Source organism: Eubacterium sp. BL-380-WT-2B (assembly GCF_009696115.1).
In the GTDB taxonomy this organism is placed as follows: domain Bacteria; phylum Bacillota; class Clostridia; order Eubacteriales; family Eubacteriaceae; genus Eubacterium; species Eubacterium callanderi.
The window spans coordinates 402,709-426,889 of the sequence record NZ_VUMP01000002.1 but is presented as its reverse complement, the minus strand read 5'-3'; the positions used below and the strand labels follow the sequence as shown (position 1 = coordinate 426,889).

At 52.2% G+C, this 24,181-nt stretch carries 25 protein-coding genes; 9 read left to right on the top strand and 16 right to left on the bottom strand.

Features of this window, described 5'->3' with window-relative positions; genetic code table 11:
• Positions 1–2: 2 nt before the first annotated feature.
• Both FYJ53_RS05000 and FYJ53_RS04995 read left to right on the top strand, forming a co-directional pair.
• Entirely contained in the window at positions 3–3,590 is a 3,588-nt protein-coding gene (locus tag FYJ53_RS05000; protein ID WP_154557046.1) for a response regulator, read from the top strand.
• A gap of 3 nt (positions 3,591–3,593) precedes the next feature.
• The gene (locus FYJ53_RS04995; protein ID WP_154557045.1) at positions 3,594–3,947 is read left to right on the top strand and encodes an Hpt domain-containing protein; all 354 of its coding nucleotides are present in this window, start codon (positions 3,594–3,596) and stop codon (positions 3,945–3,947) included.
• Positions 3,948–4,543: 596 nt separating this feature from the next.
• On the opposite strand, the gene FYJ53_RS21765 is transcribed toward FYJ53_RS04995, so the two are convergent.
• The gene (locus tag FYJ53_RS21765) at positions 4,544–4,657 is read right to left on the bottom strand and encodes a peptidoglycan-binding protein (RefSeq protein ID WP_013381687.1); all 114 of its coding nucleotides are present in this window, start codon (positions 4,655–4,657) and stop codon (positions 4,544–4,546) included.
• 324 nt (positions 4,658–4,981) lie between these two features.
• On the opposite strand from FYJ53_RS21765, the gene FYJ53_RS04990 reads away from it, so the two are divergent.
• Complete coding sequence (locus FYJ53_RS04990) at positions 4,982–5,398, top strand: YjdF family protein (protein WP_013381688.1); 417 nt, start codon at positions 4,982–4,984, stop codon at positions 5,396–5,398.
• A 54-nt stretch (positions 5,399–5,452) separates the two neighbouring features.
• Here FYJ53_RS04990 and FYJ53_RS04985 read toward each other — a convergent pair whose 3' ends face one another.
• The 3 genes from FYJ53_RS04985 to FYJ53_RS04975 form a co-directional block, all read right to left on the bottom strand.
• Positions 5,453–6,817, bottom strand: coding sequence for a radical SAM protein (locus FYJ53_RS04985; RefSeq protein WP_154557044.1), 1,365 nt, complete (start codon positions 6,815–6,817; stop codon positions 5,453–5,455).
• 150 nt (positions 6,818–6,967) lie between these two features.
• Positions 6,968–8,473 (bottom strand): xylulokinase, encoded by a 1,506-nt coding sequence (gene xylB / locus FYJ53_RS04980; protein ID WP_154557160.1) that lies wholly within the window; start codon positions 8,471–8,473, stop codon positions 6,968–6,970.
• 176 nt (positions 8,474–8,649) lie between these two features.
• Complete coding sequence (locus FYJ53_RS04975) at positions 8,650–9,690, bottom strand: NAD(P)-binding domain-containing protein (RefSeq protein WP_154557043.1); 1,041 nt, start codon at positions 9,688–9,690, stop codon at positions 8,650–8,652.
• 271 nt (positions 9,691–9,961) lie between these two features.
• Here FYJ53_RS04975 and FYJ53_RS04970 point away from each other — a divergent pair, with 271 nt between their 5' ends.
• The 3 genes from FYJ53_RS04970 (at position 9,962) to FYJ53_RS04960 (ending at position 12,055) form a co-directional block, all read left to right on the top strand.
• A complete protein-coding gene (locus FYJ53_RS04970; protein ID WP_154557042.1) occupies positions 9,962–10,927 on the top strand; it encodes a sugar-binding transcriptional regulator in 966 nt (321 codons plus the stop codon).
• An 11-nt stretch (positions 10,928–10,938) separates the two neighbouring features.
• The gene (locus FYJ53_RS04965; RefSeq protein ID WP_038350633.1) at positions 10,939–11,442 is read left to right on the top strand and encodes a GNAT family N-acetyltransferase; all 504 of its coding nucleotides are present in this window, start codon (positions 10,939–10,941) and stop codon (positions 11,440–11,442) included.
• Positions 11,443–11,503: 61 nt separating this feature from the next.
• Entirely contained in the window at positions 11,504–12,055 is a 552-nt protein-coding gene (locus tag FYJ53_RS04960) for a flavodoxin family protein (RefSeq protein WP_195840233.1), read from the top strand.
• A 47-nt stretch (positions 12,056–12,102) separates the two neighbouring features.
• Here the strand turns inward: FYJ53_RS04960 and FYJ53_RS04955 are convergent, their stop codons facing one another.
• From FYJ53_RS04955 to FYJ53_RS04900, 12 genes are all read right to left on the bottom strand, one after another.
• Positions 12,103–12,474: a heavy-metal-associated domain-containing protein gene (locus tag FYJ53_RS04955; RefSeq protein ID WP_074617175.1), complete on the bottom strand. Its 372-nt coding sequence runs from the start codon at positions 12,472–12,474 to the stop codon at positions 12,103–12,105.
• Positions 12,471–14,957, bottom strand: a complete 2,487-nt coding sequence (locus FYJ53_RS04950) for a ferrous iron transporter B (protein WP_154557040.1) — start codon at positions 14,955–14,957, stop codon at positions 12,471–12,473. Before FYJ53_RS04950 ends, FYJ53_RS04955 begins: the two co-directional genes overlap by 4 nt.
• 272 nt (positions 14,958–15,229) lie before the next feature.
• The gene (locus FYJ53_RS04945) at positions 15,230–15,775 is read right to left on the bottom strand and encodes a D-Ala-D-Ala carboxypeptidase family metallohydrolase (protein WP_154557039.1); all 546 of its coding nucleotides are present in this window, start codon (positions 15,773–15,775) and stop codon (positions 15,230–15,232) included.
• A gap of 106 nt (positions 15,776–15,881) precedes the next feature.
• Positions 15,882–16,109, bottom strand: a complete 228-nt coding sequence (locus tag FYJ53_RS04940) for a DUF2922 domain-containing protein (protein ID WP_154557038.1) — start codon at positions 16,107–16,109, stop codon at positions 15,882–15,884.
• 76 nt (positions 16,110–16,185) lie between these two features.
• Positions 16,186–16,410 carry a hypothetical protein gene (locus FYJ53_RS04935; protein ID WP_154557037.1) on the bottom strand — a complete coding sequence of 75 codons (225 nt, stop codon included), beginning with the start codon at positions 16,408–16,410 and terminating at the stop codon, positions 16,186–16,188.
• Positions 16,411–16,495: 85 nt separating this feature from the next.
• Positions 16,496–17,128: a sigma-70 family RNA polymerase sigma factor gene (locus FYJ53_RS04930; protein WP_148427945.1), complete on the bottom strand. Its 633-nt coding sequence runs from the start codon at positions 17,126–17,128 to the stop codon at positions 16,496–16,498.
• 9 nt (positions 17,129–17,137) lie between these two features.
• Complete coding sequence (locus FYJ53_RS04925; protein WP_154557036.1) at positions 17,138–17,338, bottom strand: hypothetical protein; 201 nt, start codon at positions 17,336–17,338, stop codon at positions 17,138–17,140.
• Positions 17,339–17,340: 2 nt separating this feature from the next.
• The gene (locus FYJ53_RS04920) at positions 17,341–17,952 is read right to left on the bottom strand and encodes a hypothetical protein (RefSeq protein WP_013381699.1); all 612 of its coding nucleotides are present in this window, start codon (positions 17,950–17,952) and stop codon (positions 17,341–17,343) included.
• Positions 17,949–18,869, bottom strand: a complete 921-nt coding sequence (locus tag FYJ53_RS04915) for a phage antirepressor KilAC domain-containing protein (protein WP_195840232.1) — start codon at positions 18,867–18,869, stop codon at positions 17,949–17,951. The genes FYJ53_RS04920 and FYJ53_RS04915 overlap by 4 nt, the downstream gene beginning before the upstream one ends.
• Positions 18,862–19,332, bottom strand: coding sequence for a hypothetical protein (locus tag FYJ53_RS04910; RefSeq protein ID WP_013381701.1), 471 nt, complete (start codon positions 19,330–19,332; stop codon positions 18,862–18,864). The genes FYJ53_RS04915 and FYJ53_RS04910 overlap by 8 nt, the downstream gene beginning before the upstream one ends.
• Before the next feature lie 227 nt (positions 19,333–19,559).
• Positions 19,560–19,721 (bottom strand): hypothetical protein, encoded by a 162-nt coding sequence (locus FYJ53_RS04905; protein ID WP_013381703.1) that lies wholly within the window; start codon positions 19,719–19,721, stop codon positions 19,560–19,562.
• Complete coding sequence (locus FYJ53_RS04900) at positions 19,696–20,049, bottom strand: hypothetical protein (RefSeq protein WP_154557034.1); 354 nt, start codon at positions 20,047–20,049, stop codon at positions 19,696–19,698. The genes FYJ53_RS04905 and FYJ53_RS04900 overlap by 26 nt, the downstream gene beginning before the upstream one ends.
• 320 nt (positions 20,050–20,369) lie before the next feature.
• Here FYJ53_RS04900 and FYJ53_RS04895 point away from each other — a divergent pair, with 320 nt between their 5' ends.
• The 3 genes from FYJ53_RS04895 to FYJ53_RS04885 all read left to right on the top strand — a co-directional run bounded on the left by FYJ53_RS04895 (position 20,370) and on the right by FYJ53_RS04885 (position 24,121).
• Positions 20,370–21,101, top strand: coding sequence for a LytTR family DNA-binding domain-containing protein (locus FYJ53_RS04895; protein ID WP_013381705.1), 732 nt, complete (start codon positions 20,370–20,372; stop codon positions 21,099–21,101).
• A gap of 263 nt (positions 21,102–21,364) precedes the next feature.
• Positions 21,365–22,795 (top strand): APC family permease, encoded by a 1,431-nt coding sequence (locus FYJ53_RS04890; RefSeq protein ID WP_013381707.1) that lies wholly within the window; start codon positions 21,365–21,367, stop codon positions 22,793–22,795.
• A gap of 15 nt (positions 22,796–22,810) precedes the next feature.
• A complete protein-coding gene (locus tag FYJ53_RS04885) occupies positions 22,811–24,121 on the top strand; it encodes a M18 family aminopeptidase (protein WP_096920626.1) in 1,311 nt (436 codons plus the stop codon).
• The last annotated feature ends 60 nt before the right edge of the window (positions 24,122–24,181 follow it).

The window sequence follows — 24,181 nt, the reverse complement described above, 5'->3', positions numbered from 1 at the left end:
TAATGGAAAAATTAATGACAGCCTGGGAGACGTTTCAGGCTTTTTGCAGTTCCTGGTTCGAGCGGCGAAACGCTGAGGAGGTCTATACCTTTTTAAGCGATGAGTTCTGCTTTGTGGGCACCGGGGAGGATGAATTTGCCCATAGCCCCCAGGAAATGAAAGACTACCTGATCCGGGACATTCAGGAGATCCCCGAGCCATTCACGGTGGAGCTTACGCTCTTTCAGGAGCAGGAGATCGATGCGGACATCCGAAACCTGTCCGTGGGAATGGTCCTCAAGAACAGTCAGTACCGCTGGCGGCTACGGGGATTCTTTACGCTGGTCCGGCGGCAAACGTCCTGGCGGCTGCGCACCTTGTGGTTTTCCGAGCCCAGCAGCAGCCAACGGGGCGAAGAACACTATCCCGGAACTCTGGTAATGGAAAACATAGCCAAACAGCGACAGGACCTGTTAAATGACTCCCTACCCGGAGGCATGATGGGCGGGTATATTGAAGAGGGTTTCCCCTTTTATTTCGTCAACAATCGGATGCTGGAGCATCTGGGGTACGCGGACGAAGCGGATTTTGTTGCCGACATCAGGGGGATGGTCTCCAACTGCATGCATCCAGACGACCGGGCCATGGTGGACGCTGAGGTAGACAGCCAGATGTCCGATGGCGGCCAATACGTGGTCGAATACCGCATGAAAAAGCGGGACGGCTCCTACATCTGGGTCCATGACATAGGGCGCAAGGTAACGGCGGAAAACGGCATGCCCGCCATTATTTCGGTGTGCATTGACATCACTGCACAGAAAATGGCCCAGGCAGAGGTCATGCATCTGTACAACAACGTCCCTGGCGCGGTGTTCCGCTGCCGGTATGACGAAGGTTTTTCCGTTGTCAACGCCAACGACGGCCTTTACAAGTTCCTGGGCTATACCAGGGAGGAATTCGCCGCTCTGGGAAACCAAATGTCAAAGGTAGTCCATCCGGAGGACCGTGGGTCTGTGCAGGCTAAGCTGGAGCAGGATCGGGACCTCGGCGGCACAATTCAGGACGAGCACCGGCTGGTCTGCAGGGACGGAAGCGTCAAATGGGTGTCTCTGAAGGCCCAACGGCTCACAGAAGACGACGGAAATCAGTATTTCTATGGCGTCTTTGTGGATATTACTGAGGAAAAGCAAGTACAGACGCGGGTCAGGGAGCTTTACGAGAAGGAGATGGCCTATTTTGTCCAGTCTGCCTCGGCGGAGGGGAGTAACCAAGGACGGCTCAACATCACCCTGGACTATGTGGAGAGCTACCAGTCCACCGCAGGCCTGGCACTGTTCCGACGGGGGGAATCCTATGGAGCGGCTGTGGAACAGCTGGCTGAATCCGCTGTGGACCCCGAATATGGCCATTACATTCGCACAGTGCTTAACCGAACTTGTGTATTAAACGATTTTTCAAATGGAAAAGCCGATTACCGCTTTGATTTTCTCCGTAAAAAGAAGAACGGCTCGGTCTTTTTATGCAGCACCAGCTTTCGTCTGCACACCAACCCGGAAAGCGGCGACGTCATCGCCTTTTTCTACACCCTCGATGTGACGGAACAGAGGATGCTGGAACGGATGCTGGAGCGGGTTTCCAGTCTGGATTACGACGTCATTACGGAGATTGATCTGACAAGCGGCACCTACCGTCTGGCGGTCTGTGGCAGAGAGTGGCACCCCACCATTCCTCTGGAGGGGAATTTTCAGGAGGAAATCCGCCGGGTGGCTGAACGCTGTATGGATGAGGCGGAGCAGCGGGAGTTTTTGGAGAAGCTGGATCCTGCGTACATGCGACGGGAGCTTGCCCGGCAAAGCTCCTACACCTTCGTGCTGGAGCTGCAGCAGAACGGCGGAAGACGGGTCAAACGATTCCAGATATTCTACATCGGCGAGGAGCTGGGACGGGTGTGCATGACCCGGGCCGATGTAACGAACATCGTCCGGCAGGAACAGCAGCAAAAGGAGGCTCTGGCTGCCGCCCTCGCCGCAGCGGAGCAGGCCAATGCCGCGAAAACGGACTTCCTTTCCCGCATGAGCCATGAGATCCGAACTCCCATGAACGCTATCATCGGAATGAGCGCCATTGCCGCCCAAGCCCTCGGAGACGATGAGCGGGTGGCCGAGTGCATCTCAAAGATCGGTATCTCTTCCCGATTTCTTCTCTCCCTCATCAACGATATCCTGGACATGAGCCGGATCGAGAGCGGAAAAATGCTGCTCAAAAACGAAAAAATCCCGACCGAAGATTTTATAAACGGTCTCAACGCCATTTGTTACAGTCAAGCGGCGACAAAGGGCGTGGAATACGAGTGTATCGTGGACCCAACTCTAGACGATTTTTATATCGGGGACGCCATGAAGCTGCAGCAGGTGCTGCTCAATATTCTGTCCAACGCCATTAAATTTACCGGTGAGGGCGGCAAGGTCACCTTCTCGGCAGCGCTGCACAGGAAAAGCAAGAACGGCGCAACGCTGCGCTTTATTGTCAACGATACCGGCGTGGGCATCAGTGACAGCTTCCTCATTCACCTGTTTGAGCCCTTCTCCCAGGAATCCATCGGTACCACTGCCCAGTACGGCGGCAGCGGTCTTGGCCTGTCCATCTCGAAAAACATTATCGATATGATGGGCGGCAAAATCACAGTACGCTCCATCAAGGGCATTGGTTCTGAGTTTACGGTAGACGTACAGTTGGGCATCACGGAGGAGGAACTGCTTCGCCACAACAGGAAAAAGGCGCTCCCCAATTTTTCCGCTCTGAAGACTCTGGTGGTGGACGATGATGTGGCGGTATGCGAAAGCGCTGTGGCCACCCTCAAGGAAATGGGAATCACTGCCAAATGGGTAGACAGCGGACGTAAGGCCATCGAAGGGGTACAATCAATGTGGGACACAGGAAAGCATTACGATATGATCCTCATCGACTGGAAGATGCCGGATATCGACGGCATCGAAACTGCCCGGCGCATCAGGACCATCGTTGGACCGGAGGTCACCATCATTATTATGACGGCCTATGATTGGGCTTCAATCGAGCACGAAGCAACGTTGGCGGGCGTCAATCTGCTGATGAGCAAGCCCATGTTCAAGTCTTCCCTAATCTCTGCCTTTTCCAAGGCACTGGGCGAAAAAGAGGAAATCAGTGCAAAGAATAAGCCCGCAGTCTATGTTTTTACCGGACACCGGGTTCTTTTGGTAGAGGATAACGCCATCAACACCGAAGTGGCTGTGGCTCTACTTGAAAGCAAGGGTATTACCGTGGATACGGCGGAAAACGGACTCCGAGCAATCGAGCTGTTCAGCAAAACTGAGGCTGGCTTTTATGACGCCATTTTGATGGACATCCGGATGCCGCAGATGGATGGGCTGACTGCCGCCAATAATATACGCCACATGAGCAACGCCGACGCCAAAACCATCCCCATCATCGCCATGACCGCCAACGCGTTTGACGACGACATTGAAAAGAGTAAAGCGGCCGGCATGAACGCGCATTTGGCCAAACCCATTGAACCGGAGAGGCTGTATCAGGTTCTCCAAGACTTTATTTTAAGCCAGGAGGAGGAATAGAAAATGGCAGATTTAAAAGAAGTCTTTCAGCAATACGGAGCGGACTATGAAACCACAATGGCCCGATTCACAGGCAACGAACAGATGTATTTGAAGATACTCTCCATGCTGCCACGGGATAAAAATCTACATAGACTGGATCAGGCACTACAGGCCGGCGACTACCCCGCCGCTTTTGACGCGGCTCATACATTAAAAGGTATAGCCGGCAACCTCGGTCTGACGCCGCTTTATCAGGCGGTTTGCGCCATCGTAGAGCCTCTGCGCGCCGGAGAAAAGTTGGATTACTCTCCTCTTTATCTGTTTGTTCAGAAAGAATATGAACAGGCCGCAGCTTTGTTGGAGCTGCTGAAATAAATGCAGGAAGGAAGTCTGAACAGAGCGTGAATTTGCTGCTTCTGCTGAGGAGGCTTGATGAAAATAGTGATAACCAATGCAATTAAGGATGTTCTGGAGCATCTTTCGGTTTTTCGACGACCATTGAGATGGCCCCTTTTGCACAAGGCCAGACCAAGCATGTAAAGAGCTTTTTTGTCCAACTTTCCAATGTAGATACCGGCCACTATGTTACAGCCAACAAATAAACTGAAAAAATGGTATGCTAAAAAGGCCTGAGAAAACCAGTCAAAAAAAGAAATTAAAAGCGAAATGGTTAATTCCAAGCATCAAAAGTCATCAGTTGCTCCCAAACCTTTCCATAATAAATGCGTAGAAACTTATTAGTACCAGTGGTCACGTAAACATAGTAGCGCTTTCCCTTCGTTAATTTTTTGTCCATGAATTGTAAAACGGGATACTCGAGAGGCGATTTTTGAATCAAGGCTCCATAATTAAGAAAAAGGGGTAGTCTTTTTGCGTTTAACTGTGCCTGTATGTCGCGTATCTGCTCGGACAGGTGGTCTTTTGTCACCGAACCGGCAATGCCGTCAGCCTCAATGCCATAGCCTTCCTTATTAGGCCCGCCTCACAGCATCCTGGGTTTCGGGACCGTCGAAGCCGTCGACCGTCCCCGGCACATAGTTGCAGAGCTTAAGGACTTCTAGAACCTGCGTTAAGGTCATCTCCATTATTTTTCACCCTCCTCTTACTTTCTAAATAAAAAAAGCGCAAATAGTATTTTTAAAACCATTTGCGCAAAATATTATCAAATAAAAAATATCTTATAAAACACAATTTGACACCATTCTACAACAATCATAATAATAACCTATAACTTTTACTGATTTAAAAATCAATAAAAACAATTTGACGATTTATCCTATCTCCGTTATCATTAAATCACAAAGATAAAAACACAGTCCGGTTGGTAGTCCGGGCGCGGCGACGCCGTCAGTAACCTGCCTCCTTGGTTGTCCGTTCTTTGGTGATTTCACTTAAAGGAGGACATCAGTATGGTCACTATTTCAAGCAGCTTAACGGTATTTTTTGAGGAACCCTTTTGGGTGGGTGTGTATGAGCGCCAGTCTGGAAACCGGCTGGAGGTTTGCAAAATCACCTTTGGCGCGGAGCCGAAGGACTATGAGGTCTATGACTTTTTGCTCAGGAATGACCACCGGCTGCGGTTCAGCCCTCCTGTCGCTCAGACGGCGCAGAGCCGGAAGCAGAACCCGAAGCGGATGCAGCGCGCCATTAAAAAGCAGCTTCAAAGCCAAGGGGTGGGCACCAAGGCCCAGCAGGCTCTCAAAGCCCAGCATGAACAGCAAAAGGTCCTGCACAAAAGCCGAAGCCGCGAAGAAAAAGAACGCCAGAAGCTTGAGCGTTTTGAGCAAAAGCAGCTGAAGAAAAAAGAAAAACACCGGGGGCACTAGCTTCCGGTGTTTGGCCCCGGCCGGAAAGCTTTTCCGCGCCGGGTTTTTTTATCTTTAAAGGCTTTTCTGTTTTTCTCTCTGGCTTCCTTCCCAGAGGGTCTGGGCTGTTTCTCTCCAGTTGTCGGCATATGGGCCGCATTTATCACATAAATGGTCAACGGCTTCAGGCGACTGCAAATCGGTCGATTTAGCGCCGGTCTGTTTGACCATCGCCCGCAGTTTTTCGGGATTTTCGAGCATGGGACAGGGCCTCAGCATATTTTCATTGAAGGGTTGTTCATCATGATAGGCCATGAAAATAGGGCTCTTGAGGGCGTCGAGCAGAGACGTGTCGTGGATATTGGCATTGGAATAATGAATGAATACACATGGCTCCACATCGCCCGCTGCGTTGATGTGCAGGTAGTTCCTTCCCCCTGCGATACACCCGCCCACAAACTCGCCGTCATTTTGAAAATCCATGCCAAAAATAGGCTTTGTTTCTCTGAAATGACGGATGCGGCGGTACATTTCCTCCCGCTGCCCGGGATTTGGCAGAAGCTCTGGCACAGCGCCGTTGCCGACGGGCATATAGTGGAAAAACCAGATAAAGAGTGCGCCGGCCTCAATGATCATATCGTAAAATTCCTCACTGCTGATATCCTCAAAATTGGCGCTGGTATAACAGGTGGAAATGCCAAAGGGCAGATGATGCTCCTTCAACAGTCTCATGGCTGTCCTGACTTTTTCATAAACTCCCTCACCTCTTCGGCTGTCATTGGCCTTCTCGAAGCCCTCAAGGCTGATGGCCGGGACAAAGTTCCTGACCCGCAGCATATCCTGACAAAACGCCTCGTCGATGAGGGTGCCATTGGTAAAGGATAAAAATTCACAATCCGGGTGACGTTCACAAAGGGTGATCAGATCCTTTTTACGCACCAGGGGCTCGCCGCCTGTATATATGTACATGTAGGTTCCCAGCGCCTTCCCCTCACGGACAATGCGGTCAATGGTCTCAAGGTCCAGGCTCTGCTTGTGCCCGTACTCCGCGGCCCAGCAGCCTGTGCAGTGAAGATTGCAGGCTGAGGTGGGGTCAAGCAGAATGGCCCAGGGGACATTGCAGTCTTCCTTTTCCTTTGTCTCATCCTGGAGGGCGCTTCCCTTCAAGCTGGCGTTTACAACAAAATTGTTGAAAAAGGCTTTTCTGACGCCTGGGTCCAGCTCATAAAACCGCAAGATCAGCTGATACCAGTTGTTCTTTTCATCAATGGCGGTCCGAAAGGCTGACCGCTGGCCCTCATACCAGCCCTCTGGCGTAAACCGGTCCATCAGCTCCATCACTCTTGGAATATTGGTTTCGGGATCCTTTTCCAGATAATGAAGCGCCGCCCCGGCGGCAGTGGTGAAGGTCTTGTTCTTAATTTTACTGACAATGTTCATTTTGTTTTACCTCCTGTTGTATGGATAGCAACGTTCTCTTTCTTTGTACCCACCACCGCTCAGCATACACATCAGAACAAACCAAAATAATCGAAAAAAGGTGACGAAAATCATCCGTCACCTTTCCTTTTAAAATATAAGCATATGTTTTTAGAAGTTTAAAATCTCTGCAAAATTGTCTTTTAACTGTGGGTAAAGCTTGTCAAAGGCTGTGTAGACCGTGTCATATTTATCACTCAGGGCCGGATTTGGCGCATAGTTTTCTGCGCGCATGGCGATGATTTTATCACAGGCATCCTGAACGGTTGGGTACATACCGGTTCCAACAGCGGCCAGAATGGCGGCGCCGAGGGCAGCTGCGTTTTCAGAGTTCATATCCGGCAGGCAGACAGGCATACCGTAAATGTCGGCCATGAGCTGGCGCCAGAACGGGCTCTTGGAACCGCCGCCGCACATACGCATGATGTCTGGTTCAATGCCAGATTCTCGGATGGCGGTAAGAACGTCACGCAGAGCATAGGTGATGCCTTCCATGACGGCACGGGTAATGTCCGCTTTGGTGTGGGTTGCTGACAGCCCCACAAAGCCGGCGCGGCACTGCAGGTCAAAATGCGGTGACTGTTCGCCTGTGAGGTAAGGCATATAGATGAGATTATTGGCCCCTGGCTTGGAGGACATGGCATCCCGGTTGATTTTATCATATTCCAGATCGTCAGAATAAAACAGGTTGCGGTACCATTTTAAAGAGTTACCGGCAGAGTTGACCGAGCCCATGAAATGCCAGGCGTCTGGAACAGCCATACAGAAGGTGTAAACACGGGCTTTTTTATCCATCATGGGTTCATCGGCGTAAGCAAAAACCGTTCCGGAGGTCCCGATGGTGGTCATGGCGCGGCCGGTAGCCACAACGCCTGTCCCGACAGCGCCGGCTGCGTTATCCCCTGCGCCGCCGACCACAACGGTTTTTTCTGAAAGTCCCAGAAGTCCGGCGACTTCTTTGGTCAGGGTGCCGGTAACATCCGGTGACTCGTAAACCTTACCCAGAACGGATTCCTTAATTTCGAGGGCATCCAGAATATACTGTGACCAGCAGCGGTTGCGCACATCCAGAAGCTGCATGGCGGAAGCGTCTGAAACCTCGGTGGCGTACTCGCCGGTCAGACGGTAGCGCAGATAATCCTTCGGCAAAAGGATATGGGCGGTTTTGGCATAGATTTCCGGCTCGTTTTCCTTAACCCACTGGATCTTGGCGGCTGTCAGGCCTGGACGAACAGGATTGCAGTTGATTTCCATCATCTTTTCATCGGTAACAATTCTGCGGACAGACTCGCAGGATTCTGTGGTACGGGCATCGTTCCAAAGAATCGCGCGGCGCAGCGGCTTTCCTGCCGCGTCCAGCATGACCGCGCCCATCATCTGGCCAGACATCCCGATTCCCTTGATGGCGTCTCTCGGGACACCGGATTCGTCAATGACATAGCGCATGGTGGCGATGGCAGCTGTGTACCAGTCCTCCGGGTCCTGTTCGGACCAGCCGTTATTCGGCTGGTAAACCGGGTATTCCTGCGCCATCTGCGCAATTTCCTTCCCGTTCTGATCAAACAATACGGTTTTGACACTGCCGGTCCCCAAATCCAATCCAATTAAATATTCCATCATATTACCTCCCTCAGTGTAATGATATACATGATATTTTGAATACGATCGTCAAAAGATTAACGATTACAAGGCCTCTATAATAAATGGAGAATCTTAAAATTCTCCATTATTTAAAATTTTATTTTGTCTGTCCCCCAGATGTCCTGAATCGCTTTTTATTTTAAATGGTGCCGCTATGCTTCGATTGTCTCAAATTCCTTCCACGGAATATTGACTTTTTCCCCTTCGTTGAGCAGCTTGTCCACATGCATTAACAGTGGGAACTGTGCGATATCAATCTTGCCGGCCTTTGCCAGGGCTTTGACCGCCTTTGCCGTACGTGTGGCGATGACAACCGCTTCCAGCGTCTGGCCTGCCAGCTTTTCATTGATTTCTTCCATGGACAGGCCTTCACCCAGGTACTGGCCCACGCTGCGGCTTCTGCCGCCGGCTACGGTAACGTCCAGGTCTCCGGCCGCAAACATGATCATGCGGTGGCTGCCGCCGACCAGCTCGAGTAAATCGTCCATTTCCTTTACACTCTGCTGGAACAGGGCGGCCTTGGAGTTTACATGCGCAACGCCGTCATCCCCACAGATATTTTTAAGGCCGATGGCCAGTGCTGTACCGAGTGCATAGCCATTTTTCAACGCAACGGCCGCTTCCAGGCCGACCACATCGGTGGTGAGGCTGATGTGATAGTAGCTGGTTGAGAAGATATCCCGCAGCATTTCCTGGGTTTCGATGTCGCGTCCGCAGAAGCCTACAAAGGAATGGTCGTGGTCAGCCAAGTCGCGGGCTGTACATGGGCCGCCGATGGCGTAAATTTTAAGCTTGGAGCCTTCCGGCAAATGTTCTTCCCAGTATTCGGGATAAACCTGAAGGCGGCCATCCTCAAAATTCAGCATCCCCTTGGTGACTGAGAGCATCGGCACACCTTCGGGAATCATTGGGATAATTTCGTTCAGGAACCAGTCAACGCCAAAGCTGGACACACCGCAGACAACAACGTCCGCGCCTTCCAGAGCTTCCTTGACCTGATCTACTTTATAATAATGAATACCATCATGCAGGGTGCGCAATAAATTAAAATGGTAGTTGTCTTCTCTCAGACGGTCGATAATTTCGTTATCGAGGGGAGAACCGACTAAACGGACCTCGTGACCGTTTTCGTAAAGGGGAAAGGTTAGGGCTGAAGCCATCTGGCCAGAGCCAATCAAAGTTACAGTGCTCATTGATTTCACTCCTTGTAAATGTTTTATAGGTGTATTCTATACCCTGTGGTGCAAATTTGTCAATAGAAAAATGGGTATAATTCCAAATTTAAGAAAATAATTTTTTCTTCTTTGGGAAAAATTTCAGCATCTTTTTTCATTATATTTTCATACATTTGAATAATTCACGCTTTTTTCCTTGACATTCCTTTTCATTCTTTTTATAATGAAATCATAAATATCATTAAATTTTTCGTTTTTATGGGAAAAATTTCAAATCATTGGAGGCACTATGGATCTCAAAAAAATAAATCAGATTCTTCGTATATCAAAAATGTATTACGAAATGGATATGGGACAAATTGAAATTGCTGAAAAGGAAGGGATCAGTAAATCCAGTGTCAGCCGGCTGTTAAAAAGCGGCAAGGAAATGGGCCTGATTGAGGTGCGCATCAAAGAGCCGGTGCTTTCCTTCGGTGAGCTGGAAACACAGCTCATCGCCCATTTCCCGCTGAAACGGGCGGTCATTGTTCCCGACCTGGTGGGCGACAAACGGATTCTGGTCCACGACGTCTGTCTGGCGCTGGCCCAGGAGCTCCCGCGCTATGTGGATGACGACTCCATCCTGGGCATTGCCTGGGGCAGCACCCTGGAGGTTTTGTCAAACCTGCTGCAGCCCATCAAGCGGCGCGGCGTGTCGGTAATCCAGCTTAACGGCGGCTACTCCCGCGCGGTCTATGAATCCAGCGCCCTGAATATCCTCAAAAATTTCGTGACCTGTGTGGACGGCGCGGGCTACCAGATTCCGGCGCCAGCCGTGGTGGACGCGCCCTTTATCGCCGACGCCATCAAACAGGACTCTCAGGTAGCGCAGATTCTCTCCATGGCGGAGCGGTGCCAGACCGCAGTCTTTTCTGTGGGCAACCTGGCGCGGCCGTCCATCATCTATGAGATGGGCCTGCTGTCCGACGCCCAGTACTGGGAAATGGAATCCAAGGGCTGTATCGGCGATATGTGCTCTCATTTTATAAACGCCAGGGGTGAAATCTTCGACGAAACCCTTGACCGCCGGGTCATCGCCGCCTCACTGCCGGTGATCAAAGCTATCCGGAACAAGCTTCTGGTGGCCAGCGGCATTGAAAAGGCAGACATTATCTGCGCTACCCTGATGGGCGGTCTGGCCGACGTGCTGTATATCGACGCCCCCACCGCGGCGGAGGTTTTGAAAAAAAGCTATGAAAATACTGAAATTGACTGAGGGAGGTTTTGATGAATTTTATTTTACGCCCCTGGCGGAAAACCGACATCGACAGTGTGGCAAAGTACGCCAACAATAAAAAAATCGCGGATAATCTGCGCAACGCTTTTCCCTGGCCCTACACCTATGAGGACGCCCGCGGCTATGTGACGAGCTGCATTGAGGCTGGTGAAACGCGCCAGTGTACCCGGGCCATTGACGTGGACGGCGAGGCTGTTGGCAGCATTGGCATCTTTCTGGAAGAGGATGTCTACTGTAAAAACGCCGAAATCGGCTACTGGCTGGCAGAACCCTTCTGGGGCCGCGGCATCATGTCTGCCGCCATCCGCCAGCTCACAGAGGCTGCCTTTGAGCACTATGACCTGGCGCGTATCCACGCCGAGCCTTTTGCCCACAACCAGGGGTCCCGCAGAGCGCTGGAGAAGGCTGGCTACACCCTGGAGGGGACCCTTAAAAACCGCGTCTTTAAAAATACTGAAATTTTTGACAGCTGCCTCTACGCTTTTACACGCTGATCTTGCCATATGCCTTTTAACAGGCGTATAATAAAAGTATAAAATCAAAGGAGTGATGATTGTGAAAATTGTAGGAATCCACGGCAGTCCCCGCCCGCAGGGCAACAGCACCGTGCTGGTGGACGCGGTGCTTGAAGGCGCAAAAGAAAAGGGCACAGAGGTTCAGTCCTTTAACCTGAACGCGCTTAACATCAAAGGCTGTCAGGCCTGCGGCGCCTGCCACAAAAACAAGGATATCTTCTGTGTTCAAAAGGATGACATGGAGCGCATCTATGAAGCCATTGCCGACGCTGACGCGGTGGTCATCGGCTCACCCATCTACATGGCACAGATGAGCGCCCAGACCATGCTGTTCTTAAACCGCCTCTACGCTTTTATGTATACCACCCAGGATGGAAAATCCCATTTTAAAATCGGGCCCAAGCGCGTGGTCACGGTTTATTCCCAGGGGGCGCCAATGGCCGGCCACTATGTTCCCTATTTTGACATGTCCGACGCTTCCTTTGGCATGATGCTCCAGGGCAAGGTGGAAAGCCGCATTGTCTGCGCCAACGCCTACACCGACGAACTCATCGCTGATGCACGGGAGGCCGGTAAAAAACTCGCTGAATAACACACATAAAAAAAGCTTATCCACCGTATGGTGGATAAGCTTTTTTGTCAGGATTCATCAATCCGGAACACTGTATATCCGCTGTCCTTTACGCTGAGCTTAAGTATCTCATCGTCAAAGGGCTTTTTCATCAAAACCTCTGCCTTCTTTTCTGTCAGATTCACCTTTGCCCAAACGCCATCCAGGCTGTTCAGGGCATTCTCTACATTGGCTGCGCAGTTGCCGCAGACCATTCCGTCGATCCATAAAACCTTACGATAGGGGTAATGGCTTTTGTCCTTGTCCGGCACGCGGATCTTTTTGACAGTTCCGCCGCCGCCTGAGCCGCAGCAGCCAGATGAAACTCGTTTCATATAGCTGCGCACACCCAGGATTACAATAACGGCAATGGCGATGCAGATCAGGATGGTGGCTGTCATGGTTTTGTCTTGGCAGCCGGCATGTTAATGTTCAGTGTATCGGATTCTTTATAGGGACGTGCCATCAGGTAAATGATACCCGCCAGGAGCGCGATGGCAATAACGGTCCAGACGGAGAAGCCGCCGCCTGTAAAGAGCAGGCCCAGACGGTAGATAATCAGTGAGATCACATAGGCAAAGCCTGTCTGGTAGCCAACAGCAAACCAGAACCATTTCGCGTTGTTCATTTCACGCTTGATGGCACCCATGGCTGCGAAACACGGTGCGCACAGTAGGTTGAATACCATGAAGGAGAAAGCGGAAAGCGCGGTATAATGGGCGGCCACAGCTGTCCACAGCGTCGCGTCGGTTTCTGCAACCTCGCTGCCCACCTTGAACAGGATACCAAAAGTACCCACCACATTTTCCTTGGCCACGAGGCCGGTAACCGTCGCAACGGTTGACTGCCAGTCACCAAAGCCATTGGGGATAAAGATCCAGGCCAGACCAGATCCGATGGCGGCCAGAATACTGTCGCTCATATCATCTACCATGCCAAAGCTGCCGTCTGCCATGCCAAAGCTGGAGGTAAACCAGATAAAGACTGTGGACAGCAGAATAATGGTACCGGCTTTTTTAATGAAGGACCAGCCGCGTTCCCACATGCTGCGCAGTACATTGACGACGGTGGGCATATGATATGCTGGAAGTTCAATGACAAAGGGCGCCGGGTCACCGGCAAACATCTTGGTCTTTTTAAGCATAATACCGGAAACGACAATGGCTGCGATTCCGATAAAGTAAGCGCTTGGCGCTACCCACCACGCGCCGCCGAAAATCGCGCCGGCGAACATGGCGATGATTGGCATCTTCGCGCTGCAGGGCACAAAGGTGGTCGTCATAATCGTCATACGGCGGTCGCGCTCATTTTCAATGGTACGCGATGCCATGATCCCCGGTACACCGCAGCCGCTGCCGATAAGCATCGGGATAAAGGATTTACCGGATAAACCAAAGCGGCGGAAGATACGGTCCATAATAAAGGCAACACGCGCCATATAACCGCAGCCTTCCAAAATCGCCAGGAAGATAAACAGCACTAAAATCTGGGGTACAAAGCCAAGAACCGCGCCAACACCAGCGACAACCCCGTCTAAGATCAGGCTCTGGAGCCAGTCGGCACAGCCTACCGCTTCCAGACCGTCTCCGATAATCACCGGAATGCCTGGTACCCAGACTCCGTAGTTTGCCGGGTCCGGCTCTTCTGCAGCTGCCGCTTCCTTAAAGTCATTGACTGTTACAGGAACGGTTTCCACCGCTTCGCCTTCCTCATCGGTGATTTCAGCGTCGGTGGTCACACCTGCTGCGGCCTGTTCAAAGGCAGTAACAGCGCTTTCATCCGCTTCGCCTTCCTCTGCTTCCAGGGCTTCTGTCACTGCGTCAGTGCTGATTCCCTCGGCCTGGGCGGCTTCTAAAAAGGCGTCCATCTTCTGCGCCTGAACGTCATACTCACCGGCGGCTTCTTCATACTGGGAAGTGCCGATGCCGAACAGATGCCAGCCGTCGCCAAAAACGCCGTCATTGGCCCAGTCTGTGGCCCAGGAGCCCACAGTGGTGACGGAAACATAGTAAACCAGAATCATGACCAGCGCAAAAATCGGAAGTGCCAGGAAACGGTTGGTGACAACTTTATCAATTTTATCTGAGATGGAAAGCTGTCCCTTGTTTTTCTTCTTATAGCAGTCACCGATAATATTAGAAATATAATTATAGCGTTCGTTGGTGATAATGCTTTCAGAATCGTCGTCCATGGAGTCCTCAACCGCTGTGATAATAGCTTCCACATTCGGCACACTCTTCATCAGTCCGGAAATCTTATCATCCCGTTCAAAGAGCTTAATGGCAAAGAACCGCTTCTGTTCCTGCGGGATATCGTCCCCCAGTCTGGCTTCTATCTTATCAAGCGCTTCCTCTACTTCCGGATCAAACCGGTGTACCGGCGCGCTGATGGTATTTTTGCCCGCAATTTTAACGGCTTTTTCAACGGCTTCCTTCAGGCCCTTGCCCTTAAGCGCTGAAATTTCCACAACCTCACAGCCAAGATCCTTTGACAGACGCTTGACATCAATCTTATCCCCGTTCTTTTCCACGAGGTCCATCATATTCACAGCGATGACTACCGGAATGCCCAGCTCTGTGATCTGTGTGGTCAAGTAAAGGTTACGCTCAATATTGGTCCCGTCGATAATATTAATGATGGCGTCGGGCCGTTCATTAATCAGGTAATTTCTGGCAACCACCTCTTCAAGCGTGTAAGGTGAAAGCGAGTAAATACCCGGTAAATCCATGATAATGACGTCTTTGTTTCCTTTCAGCTTACCTTCTTTTTTCTCAACCGTAACACCAGGCCAGTTGCCGACATACTGGTTAGAGCCTGTGAGCGCGTTAAAAAGTGTCGTCTTGCCGCAATTGGGATTTCCTGCAAGTGCTATCTTTGTTGACATGATATCTCCTCCTTAATTTTATATTCTTAGCTAAGCCTTACTTTAACCGTCAACACCGCAAAGGCTGTTAAGCCGGTAATTCCTTGGTTCTGTTCCATGATAAGTTTTGAGTAACTTATTTCATACAACCTAAAAAAGTTAGGTTCCGCTAATCACAGTAATAGATTAGCATTCCCTAACTTTATTGTCAATAGTTTTTTTAAAAATACCCGTAAGATAATCTTTATCGCTTCTCAATTTATATTCATTCTAATTTAAATCCATTTCATCTTTCAGCTCAGAGGTAATTCTACATGAATATAACCTGAGCTGTAATAGGGTAAAATGTTTAACCCGGTTTCCTGTGCCCGTTCCGCCAGATCGCCCACCCCCATGCCCGGGCAATACAGATCGGCGGCCAGCCCCTTTTTGTGGAAGGACCAGGCTACTCCGCCCACCTCGGCGTTGCGCGCTGCGCAGCGCACTCCAGAAGTAATGATCACCGGCCGCCCACAAGCCATGCGCAGGGCCTCAACGCGTTCGAGAAGCTCGGGGTTCATTTCTGTGGGCCAGCCGTCACAGTAGCCCGCGCAGTCACAGGCATACTCGTCCATAAGGAAATGCGCCGAGGCCCAGGGGCCGTCGGGCGGGGGTTCCGTCTCCGGCGCTGATACGGTTGGTTCGGACGCCTGTGTCGCTGTTTCCGATACTGTGGGCGGTGGCGCTTTATCCGCTGCCTCCTCCGGTCCAAAACTCATACCGATGAAAAAGACGCAGGACACGAGGAGCATGATTGAGAGGATTAATCTTCGACTGATGGTTTTGTAGATGTTTTTCATTGGGTTCTCCCTTCTTGATCAGGTGGAAGGTGGAAGGTTGCAGATTTGTACCAACACTTTCCACCTTCCACCTTCCACTTAAAAAAGGGGGCTTTCGCCCCTTTTTTTACTCCACGGCCACGTCGGTCTTGGTGGTGTCCACCCGCACGGCGGCCACGACCTTGGCGAGGGCGAAGCCCTCGGGCTCAAAGGCGCCCTGGTCCACGATGGCCTGGGCCCCGGCCTTGATTTCGGCGTCGGTGATGCCCTCCTTGTAATCCGGGATGGTGATTTTATGATCCTTCCCGTCTGCGCGCTGGAAGGTGATGGTTAGATCTTTGTTGGTTGTTGGCATTTTTGTAGTCTCCTTCTTATTTTTAATTTTGGGGGTCTGGTTTACCTGTATTCTTCATTCTCCATTGTTGAAATCGCTATGCGATTTCAACCATCTCTTCGGCGGTCACCTTTACCTGTTTTTCCCGGATGGGCTCCTGCATGTCGGTGATGGCTTTGGCGGTGGCCACAAAGGCGGCGTCGGTCACGCCCTCCTTGACGTCGCCGTAGGTCTTGGAGGACTTGACGATCTTTCCACCCACTTCGCCATGATTGACGGTGATCTTCATCCCCACCGATTCCACTGTTTTTTCAATTGCCATGTGTTTTCTCCTTTTCAGTTTGTATTTTGTGCGGCGTTTTGCCCTACACTCTATACATACCGGATTTTTGAAAAACGGCAGGGTATTATTCAAAAAACTTTTTTAATTTTTTCAGGGCGGCCGTATGTGTTTCGCATACCGACTGATGTGCTTTTCCCTGTTTATCCGCGATCTCCCGAAGACTTAATCCCAATGTGTAATGGTCGTTGATCACTTCCTTTTGCTTGGTTGTCAGCCGTGAAAGGCCCTCTGCCAGTTTCCTTTGATGGCGCTCGTTTTCTTTCTTCCAGATAAAACCGTTCTCGGGGCCGGGGGCTTCATCTGCCAGCGTGTCTGCAAAGGTGAGCCCCTGTGTTCCTGGTGCTTTGTCGTCAAGCTGTTTTTTGGCCGTCACCGACTGATTAAAGCGCCCACTTTTCCATTTTCTGTAATACTGACACAGATGGGTGCGTATAAAAGCATTAAAAGCTGCGCCGCGCTCAGGATCAAAGCGCTCCAATCCCTTCATGAAGGCCAGGAGACCGTCCTGAAAGCCATCCTCAAACTGCTCATCCGGCACCTGAAACCTGCTCATCACGGACAGCACCAGGGGCTTAAAGGTTATGATGAGCATTTCTCCTGCCACCTTTGCGTTTTCCCGCTCTGGGCTGTTTGGGGGGTATTTCTGTCCATTTTTGTAGGTTCCGACCAACGCGTCGATCTCTTTGTATTGATTCATTCACCCCTCCTATTCATCCTCATAAAGATCCGTAATGCTCAGCACAATTCCCGGGAACTGGTCCTCGATATCGGCGCTGAGGTCATTGAACAGATCCTCGGCCTCCTCGGTGCTGCGGGCGTAAAAGCCTGCCTCTATCCGGCACTCGGCCTCCACCCGGTAGGTTCTTCTCCGGCCAATGATTCCCGGTCCTTTTCCATATCGATTCATGTTCATTTCTCCTTTCTCTGTTTTTCTTCCCTGGCGGCCCAGATGGCGTTAAAGGCGGCGACGTCATCATCGGGGTACTGCGCCCGGATGACGGCTTTCTCTTCCTCGCTGATCTGGGGGAGCAGGTTGAACTGGGGGATGAATGGCGCGTTCTCCTGATTAGAATACAATAGAGAAGCATGTTTTTGGTTTATAGTATTTAGGTATGGTTGAGCGCCTGGTCGGGCTGGGGTTCTGGTTTGTGTCCAGACCCGGGTCGGGCTTTGGCGGTTCTCGGACACAACCGAAACGGCTGCCAGGCCTTGATCAAATGGGATCAGGCTATAGACGCCGGCCCGGGAGCCGATACCTGGAACGTAGGTCAGGCGTTCTGCCCGAATGAGTGTCTGGCGCTGTGTCCAGAGGGCCTGGCGGTTTTTAAGCCCCAGCCTGGCCATAAGGATCGTGTTAGGCACGTTAAAGCTGACGGGCCAGTACCAGAGGCCGTCGACCGCCTGTACGGCGGCCTTGTTGTTGTAATACATGAGCAGGTGCCAGTAGGCCTGCAGCAGCGGCGACAGGGGGTGGGCCTCCATAAACCGGTAGAAGCTCAGAAGCTCGGTCAGGTAGTTCATGAGGCAGCCTCACCGCAAGGGGCGCTGCCCGGCCCGGCGATAGGGGCCTCGGCAAAAACATCGCGGCCAAACTGCCGGGTGATCACCTCCATAAAATACTGCTGCCCCCGGGCGGTGACCATGGGCTTGCGGTACAGACGCATCCGGCCCTTCTTATCTGCTGTGCGGCTCTCGTACAGCTCCAGAACGCCCTGCTCCAGGGCCCGCTGTGTGGGGTCGTTCCAAAATGCTTTGCGGCGGCAAAGATACCCGTTGGCCCGCATCCAGGCAAAGAGGCGGTTCTGCCCCATATCCTTTACCTGGTGGTGGATGAGCTTGGCCATGGCCCCGATGGTAATGCTGTCCGCGGAGGTCTTGATGTCCCTGGCGAAGGCGGCCTCGGGCTGCTGGCGCCTCCATGCCTCCTGCCACTTATGCGCCTCAGCGGTGCTTTTTTCAAGAGCTTCCACTGCGCTCCGGCGTCCATCAGCTGCCAGGGCCAGGGCGGCGATGAGGGTGTCGAAGGCGGCCTTGTCCACCTGTACCCTGCCGAGCAGTTCGTCCTCGATGTGGGCCCCATGACGGCAGACAGAGGGCAGGATCACACTGGTCACATAGTGCTTGAACCGCCGGGCCGCGGGCAGCCTGCTGCCCATGCTCAGCGCGTACAGGCCACTCTCGTTGATGACCGTGGTGGGCATATGGCAGCCTCTGGGGTCGAGGATACGGCGTTTTGCCGTATCCTCCCTCTCCACATGGCGTTTGATTGCGTGACCCGCGTCCTTAAAACCCAGGGCGGCGCACACATCCCGGGCCACAAACCAGATCTGGGGCTCGCCGCCGTTTCCGGACAGCTCGGTGAGGGTGCGGATGCGTTTAAAGGTTTCGTGCTCAAAGACTTCCTCAATACTCAGGGCCTTCATGGGGTTTTTATTCACAGCGTCCACCTCCCCGGTAATTTTCCTTGACATCCTTTTTAAGCACCCACGGCAACGCCTCGAAAAGCTCGCTGGCCAGTGTTTTATCTTCGCCGCCAGGGGCGTTCTCCATCAGCCTGCGGGCTGTGGCTTCATCCACAAAGGGGGCGATGTCGATGATATAGGGGTTTACCGGCAGGGGGCGCACCATGAAGCGCCACTCAAAATCGCAGGCGTGCTCAAAGAACCATCCTTCGCCGTCCTCATAGCCGAGGAGGTCTAAAAGCTCATAGGCGTTGTACCAGGGCTTCATGCCGCTGCCGAGGAGTATGGCCACTGTGTCGCCATAAAGGGACAGGCCGCCCGGGATGATCTTTTTATCAAGGGTGCGGTCCTCCAGGGCACGCACGCCGCGTGCGCTGTTTAAAAATTGTTCAAAGGCCAGGATCTGATTGAGTTCGGGAATACGTTTTTCTCTGTTCATTGTTTGTTCCTCTGGGAACACCGGTGTTCGTTTGATTTAAGCTTATGGGTGCATTATACCCGGATGACCTGTCCCCTTCAAATGGGCTTAACCCCCTGTCCTTCGCCCAAAAAGAGAATTTTTTACGCACTTTCAGGCTAAAAAATATCCAACGCTGCTCAAAAACCGCTGTCCTTAAAACCTAAAGGCAGCGGTTCATGTTTTTTGCGTTAAGTTTTTCTTAAGCTTCAGGGCCAGAGCTCAAGCTCCACGCTCCGGCACTCCCGCATGCGGGCGTCGATGGCCGCGTTGGAGACGTCCAGCTCAAAGCGCTGGCCGGTGCGGGTCTCAAGGACGCCGCTGTAGCAGGCCTGCAAATTGTCCTTAATTAATTTTAGACCGACACACATAAAGGGGTCCTTCTTTGCGTTTAAAACCCATAAACGCCAGGCCCGGCCCTATGTAAATCGGGGGAAGTCGGACCTTTTTCTTTTTGGCCCGCCTGTGCTTTTCTCGCACGATCTCGGCTGCCAGCGCCTGGCGGTGCGGCACCGAGACGCCGGTGCTGCGGAGGATCAGCTCGTAAAAGCCCTTTATATTTTCACTGAGCAGCCGGCTTGTGCTGTCGCTGTAGTAGACGCGCACCCGGTGCCGGCCTTTTTTATAAATCTCCTCAAAGGCCACAATCTTTTGATTGATTATCGTTTTCATTTCTTTTTTACTGTAAACACACTGCATTTCGACTCCTTTTTTGGCGTTTTTACCCGGCCAGCGGCGGACCATAAAAAAACCGGGAACGAAAAAATCGTCCTCGGTTTTTTAACGGGTCACAGGAATGCCCCGATGGTCTGGCTGGATATTTGGGCCGCCACCTCTTTTTATGGATTGTTACCGTTTAATTATATACTTTTTTCAGCCCTTTAGGGGAGTTTACACGCTTTTGACATGATATTGCACATTTTTAACTTTTATCTCCTGATTAAGGCGTTTTTGGCTATTTGACAACCCTGCCTGTTTTTTGATAAAATCAGATCAAAACCCCAGGGAGGTGAGAAGATATGCTGCAAATCGCAATCTGCGACGATGAGGCCGAGGATCTCAAACGCATCAGCCATCTGGCGGCGGCTTATGCCGAAGCGCATCCGGAGCTCAATATTGCCTGTTCCCAGTTTCTTTCGCCCTGCAATTTACTGGAAATGCTGGAAAAAAACCGACATTTTGACATCTATCTGCTCGATATCCTCATGCCGGAGCTGGACGGGCTGAGTGTGGGCCGGGTGATCCGCGAAAGCGACAGCTCGGCGACCATCATTTATCTTTCCTTTTCATCGGACTACGCGGTGGAATCCTACCGTGTCCGGGCTCAGGACTATCTGCTCAAGCCTGTGACCCAGGAGGCCCTTTTCGCCACGCTGGACGAGGCCATCAAAACCATTGACGCCGAGGACGCGCGCCGCCTGGTCATGCGGACAAAGGAGGGCGCGCAGACCATCCCCTTTTATCAGATCGCCTATGTGGAATCCTACGAACACCGCTTTTTCTGCGGTCTGACAGACGGCCGGGTCCTTGAGAGCAAAACGCAGCGGGTGTCTTTCAGCCACTTTATCAAGCCCCTGCTCAAGGATGGGCGCTTTGTGCAGACCTCGGTATCCTACGTGGTCAATATGCAGCATATCCGGACCGTCAACGGCGAGGGCTGCCGAATGGCGGACGGCACCACGGTCCCCATCACCAGGGCTTACGCGGACGCCCGGAACGCCTATCTTGCTTACCTGCTGGAAATGCGTTAACCCATGCGCATGTCATTTCAGATTCTGCTCCGGGCGCTGGTTGATGCTCCATTAAATAAAGAGAGGCTGCGGCGTAATGCCGCAGCCTCTCTTTATTTATCTTTTCGTAAGCAGATGAAAGCATTGGATTTTAAACACGATTTTTTTTTCATTAAAAGGGACTCCCTGTTATTTTTTTACTTTTTTCTTGACCTTTTCCTTCAGGTCTTGCATAATAGACAAGGAATCCAAGTTATATAATTGCATAAAAAGGAGTATTCTTTATGAAAAATCAACTCGACACGCAACCTGTTGAAAAGAAAATGAGCTGGTATACCCTGGCGCTCATGGCTTTCACAGCTGTCTGGGGCTTCGGGAATGTCATCAACGGCTTTTCGGAATACAATGGTTTAAAGGCCATTGTGGCCTGGATCATCATTTTCGCCCTGTATTTTGTGCCTTACGCCCTCATGGTTGGGGAGCTGGGGTCTGCCTTCAAAGACGCTGAGGGCGGCGTGAGCTCTTGGATCATGCAGACCATTGGGCCGCGCATGGCCTACTACGCAGGCTGGACTTACTGGGTAGTGCACATGCCCTACATTTCCCAGAAGCCAAACTCGGTGATGATCGCGAGCAGCTGGGCCATCTTCCAGGACGCGCGCATCAGTGACATGAACCCCCTTGTCATGCAGTTTGCCGGGCTGGCCATTTTCCTGGTCGCTCTGGCGCTGGCCTCCAGAGGGCTCAGCATCCTCAAGAAGCTGGCCTCTGTGGCTGGTATGGCCTCCTTTGTCATGTCCATCCTCTACATTCTGCTCATGATGGCCGCTCCGGCCATCACCGGCGCCAAAACCCTTCAGATCGACTGGTCGCTCCAGACCTTTATGCCCACCTTTGATTTGAAATTTTTCACCGGCCTGTCCATCCTCATTTTTGCCGTGGGCGGCTGCGAAAAGCTGTCCCCCTATGTCAACCGGATGAAAAACCCGTCAAAGGATTTCTCGACCGGGATGATCGCCCTGGCGGTCATGGTTTGCGTCTGCGCCGTTTTGGGTACGATTGCTATGGGCATGATGTTTGACTCGAACAATATCCCCAAAGACCTGATGACCAACGGCGCTTACTATGCCTTTGCCACTCTTGGCGAATACTACCACGTGGGCAACGTTTTTGTCATCGCCTTTGCCCTCACCAACGCCATCAGTCAGTTTACGGTCATGATCCTCTCCATTGATGCACCGCTGTGCATTTTACTGGGCAGCGCGGATAAGGAGTACATCCCCAAATCGCTGTTTGTCCAGAACAAGTACGGCGCCTACACTAAGGGCCATAAAATGGTCTTAGTCATTGTAGGGATTCTCATTGTGGTGCCGGCCTTTGGCATTGGCAGCGTAGACGAGCTGGTCCGATGGCTGGTCAAAGTGAACTCGGTCTGTATGCCGCTGCGGTACCTGTGGGTGTTTGTGGCCTATATCGCCCTGAAAAAAGCCGGCAATGCGTTCCCGTCAGCCTATCACTTTGTCAAGAATAAAACCGTCGGCATCATTTTTGGCGCCTGGTGCTTTATCGTCACCGCCATTGCCTGCATTGGCGGCATCTATTCCGACGAGCCCTTTGAGCTGATCTTAAACATTCTGACCCCGGTTGTGCTGGTTCTGCTGGGCTTTATCATGCCCTACATCGCAAAACATCAGAACGCCAGGGATCTGTCGTAAAACAAGGAGGTCACCATGAACGAACCATTAAATCACGAACTGTTATCCTTTATTGGAAAAAGCCCCACCGTCTTTCACGCGGTGGACACCATGAAAGCCCAGCTTGCAGAAGCAGGCTTTATCCCGCTGGAAGAGAGCAGCGCCTGGCAGCTGGCGCCTGGCCGAGGCTACTACGTCACCCGCAACGCCTCGGCTCTCATTGCCTTCAGAATTCCGGAGGGGGCCTATACCGGCTTTCAGATTGTCGCCAGCCACGGCGACTCCCCGTCCTTTAAAATCAAGGACAACCCCGAGATTACCGTGGAGGACCACTACACCAAGCTGAACGTGGAGGGCTATGGCGGCATGCTCCGCGCGCCCTGGCTGGACCGGCCCCTGTCCGCGGCCGGACGGGTGGTCGTTAAGCACAGCAGCCAGATCTTTACCCGCCTGGTGAACCTGGACCAGGACCTGTTCCTCATTCCAAACCTCGCCATTCACATGGACCGCAAGTCTGGCAGCAGTCATGAATATAACATCCAGAAGGATATGCTGCCCCTTGTGGGCGACGGCGCTTCCAGGGGGCGGCTTATGGAGCTTGTGGCAGAGGCTGCCGGTGTGGCCGGAGCGGACATCACCGGCGCGGAGCTGTTCCTTTATAACCGGGACCCTGGCCGCATCTGGGGCGCGAACCATGATTTTATCTCCACCCCGCGGCTGGATGACCTCCAGTGCGCCTTTGCATCGCTGAAAGGCTTTCTGGCCGCGGTCCACCCGCGAAACGTGGCGGTGCACTGCGTCTTTGACAACGAGGAGGTGGGCAGCGGCACCAAGCAGGGCGCTGGCTCCACCTTCCTGAAGGACACCCTGGCCCGCATCGTAGAAGCCACCGGAGGCACCCGGGAGGATACCTTCCGCGCCATGGCCGGCAGCTTTATGGTCTCCGCCGACAACGCCCACGCTGTCCACCCCAATTTCCCGGAAAAAACGGACGACACCAACCGCCCTTACATGAACGAGGGCATTGTCATCAAGCACAGCGCCAACCAGAAATATACCACCGACGCGGTCTCCGCCGGCATTTTCAGGGCCATCTGTCAAAAGGCCGGCGTCCCAGTCCAGAACTATGTCAACCGGTCCGATATGGCCGGCGGCTCCACCCTTGGCAATATCGCAAGCACCCACACCCCCATGAACACTGTAGACATTGGCCTGGCCCAGCTGGCCATGCACTCCCCCTACGAAACCGGCGGCGCAAGAGACACTGAACACCTTGTAAAAGCGTTAAAATATTTTTATGAAACCCCAATCCGGTGCGAGGGCGACGGGCGGTATGTGGTTGAATAGACACCCCTATGCCAAAAGAGAGGATGCGGCGTCTTGCCGCATCCTCTCCTGCTGCCCTGT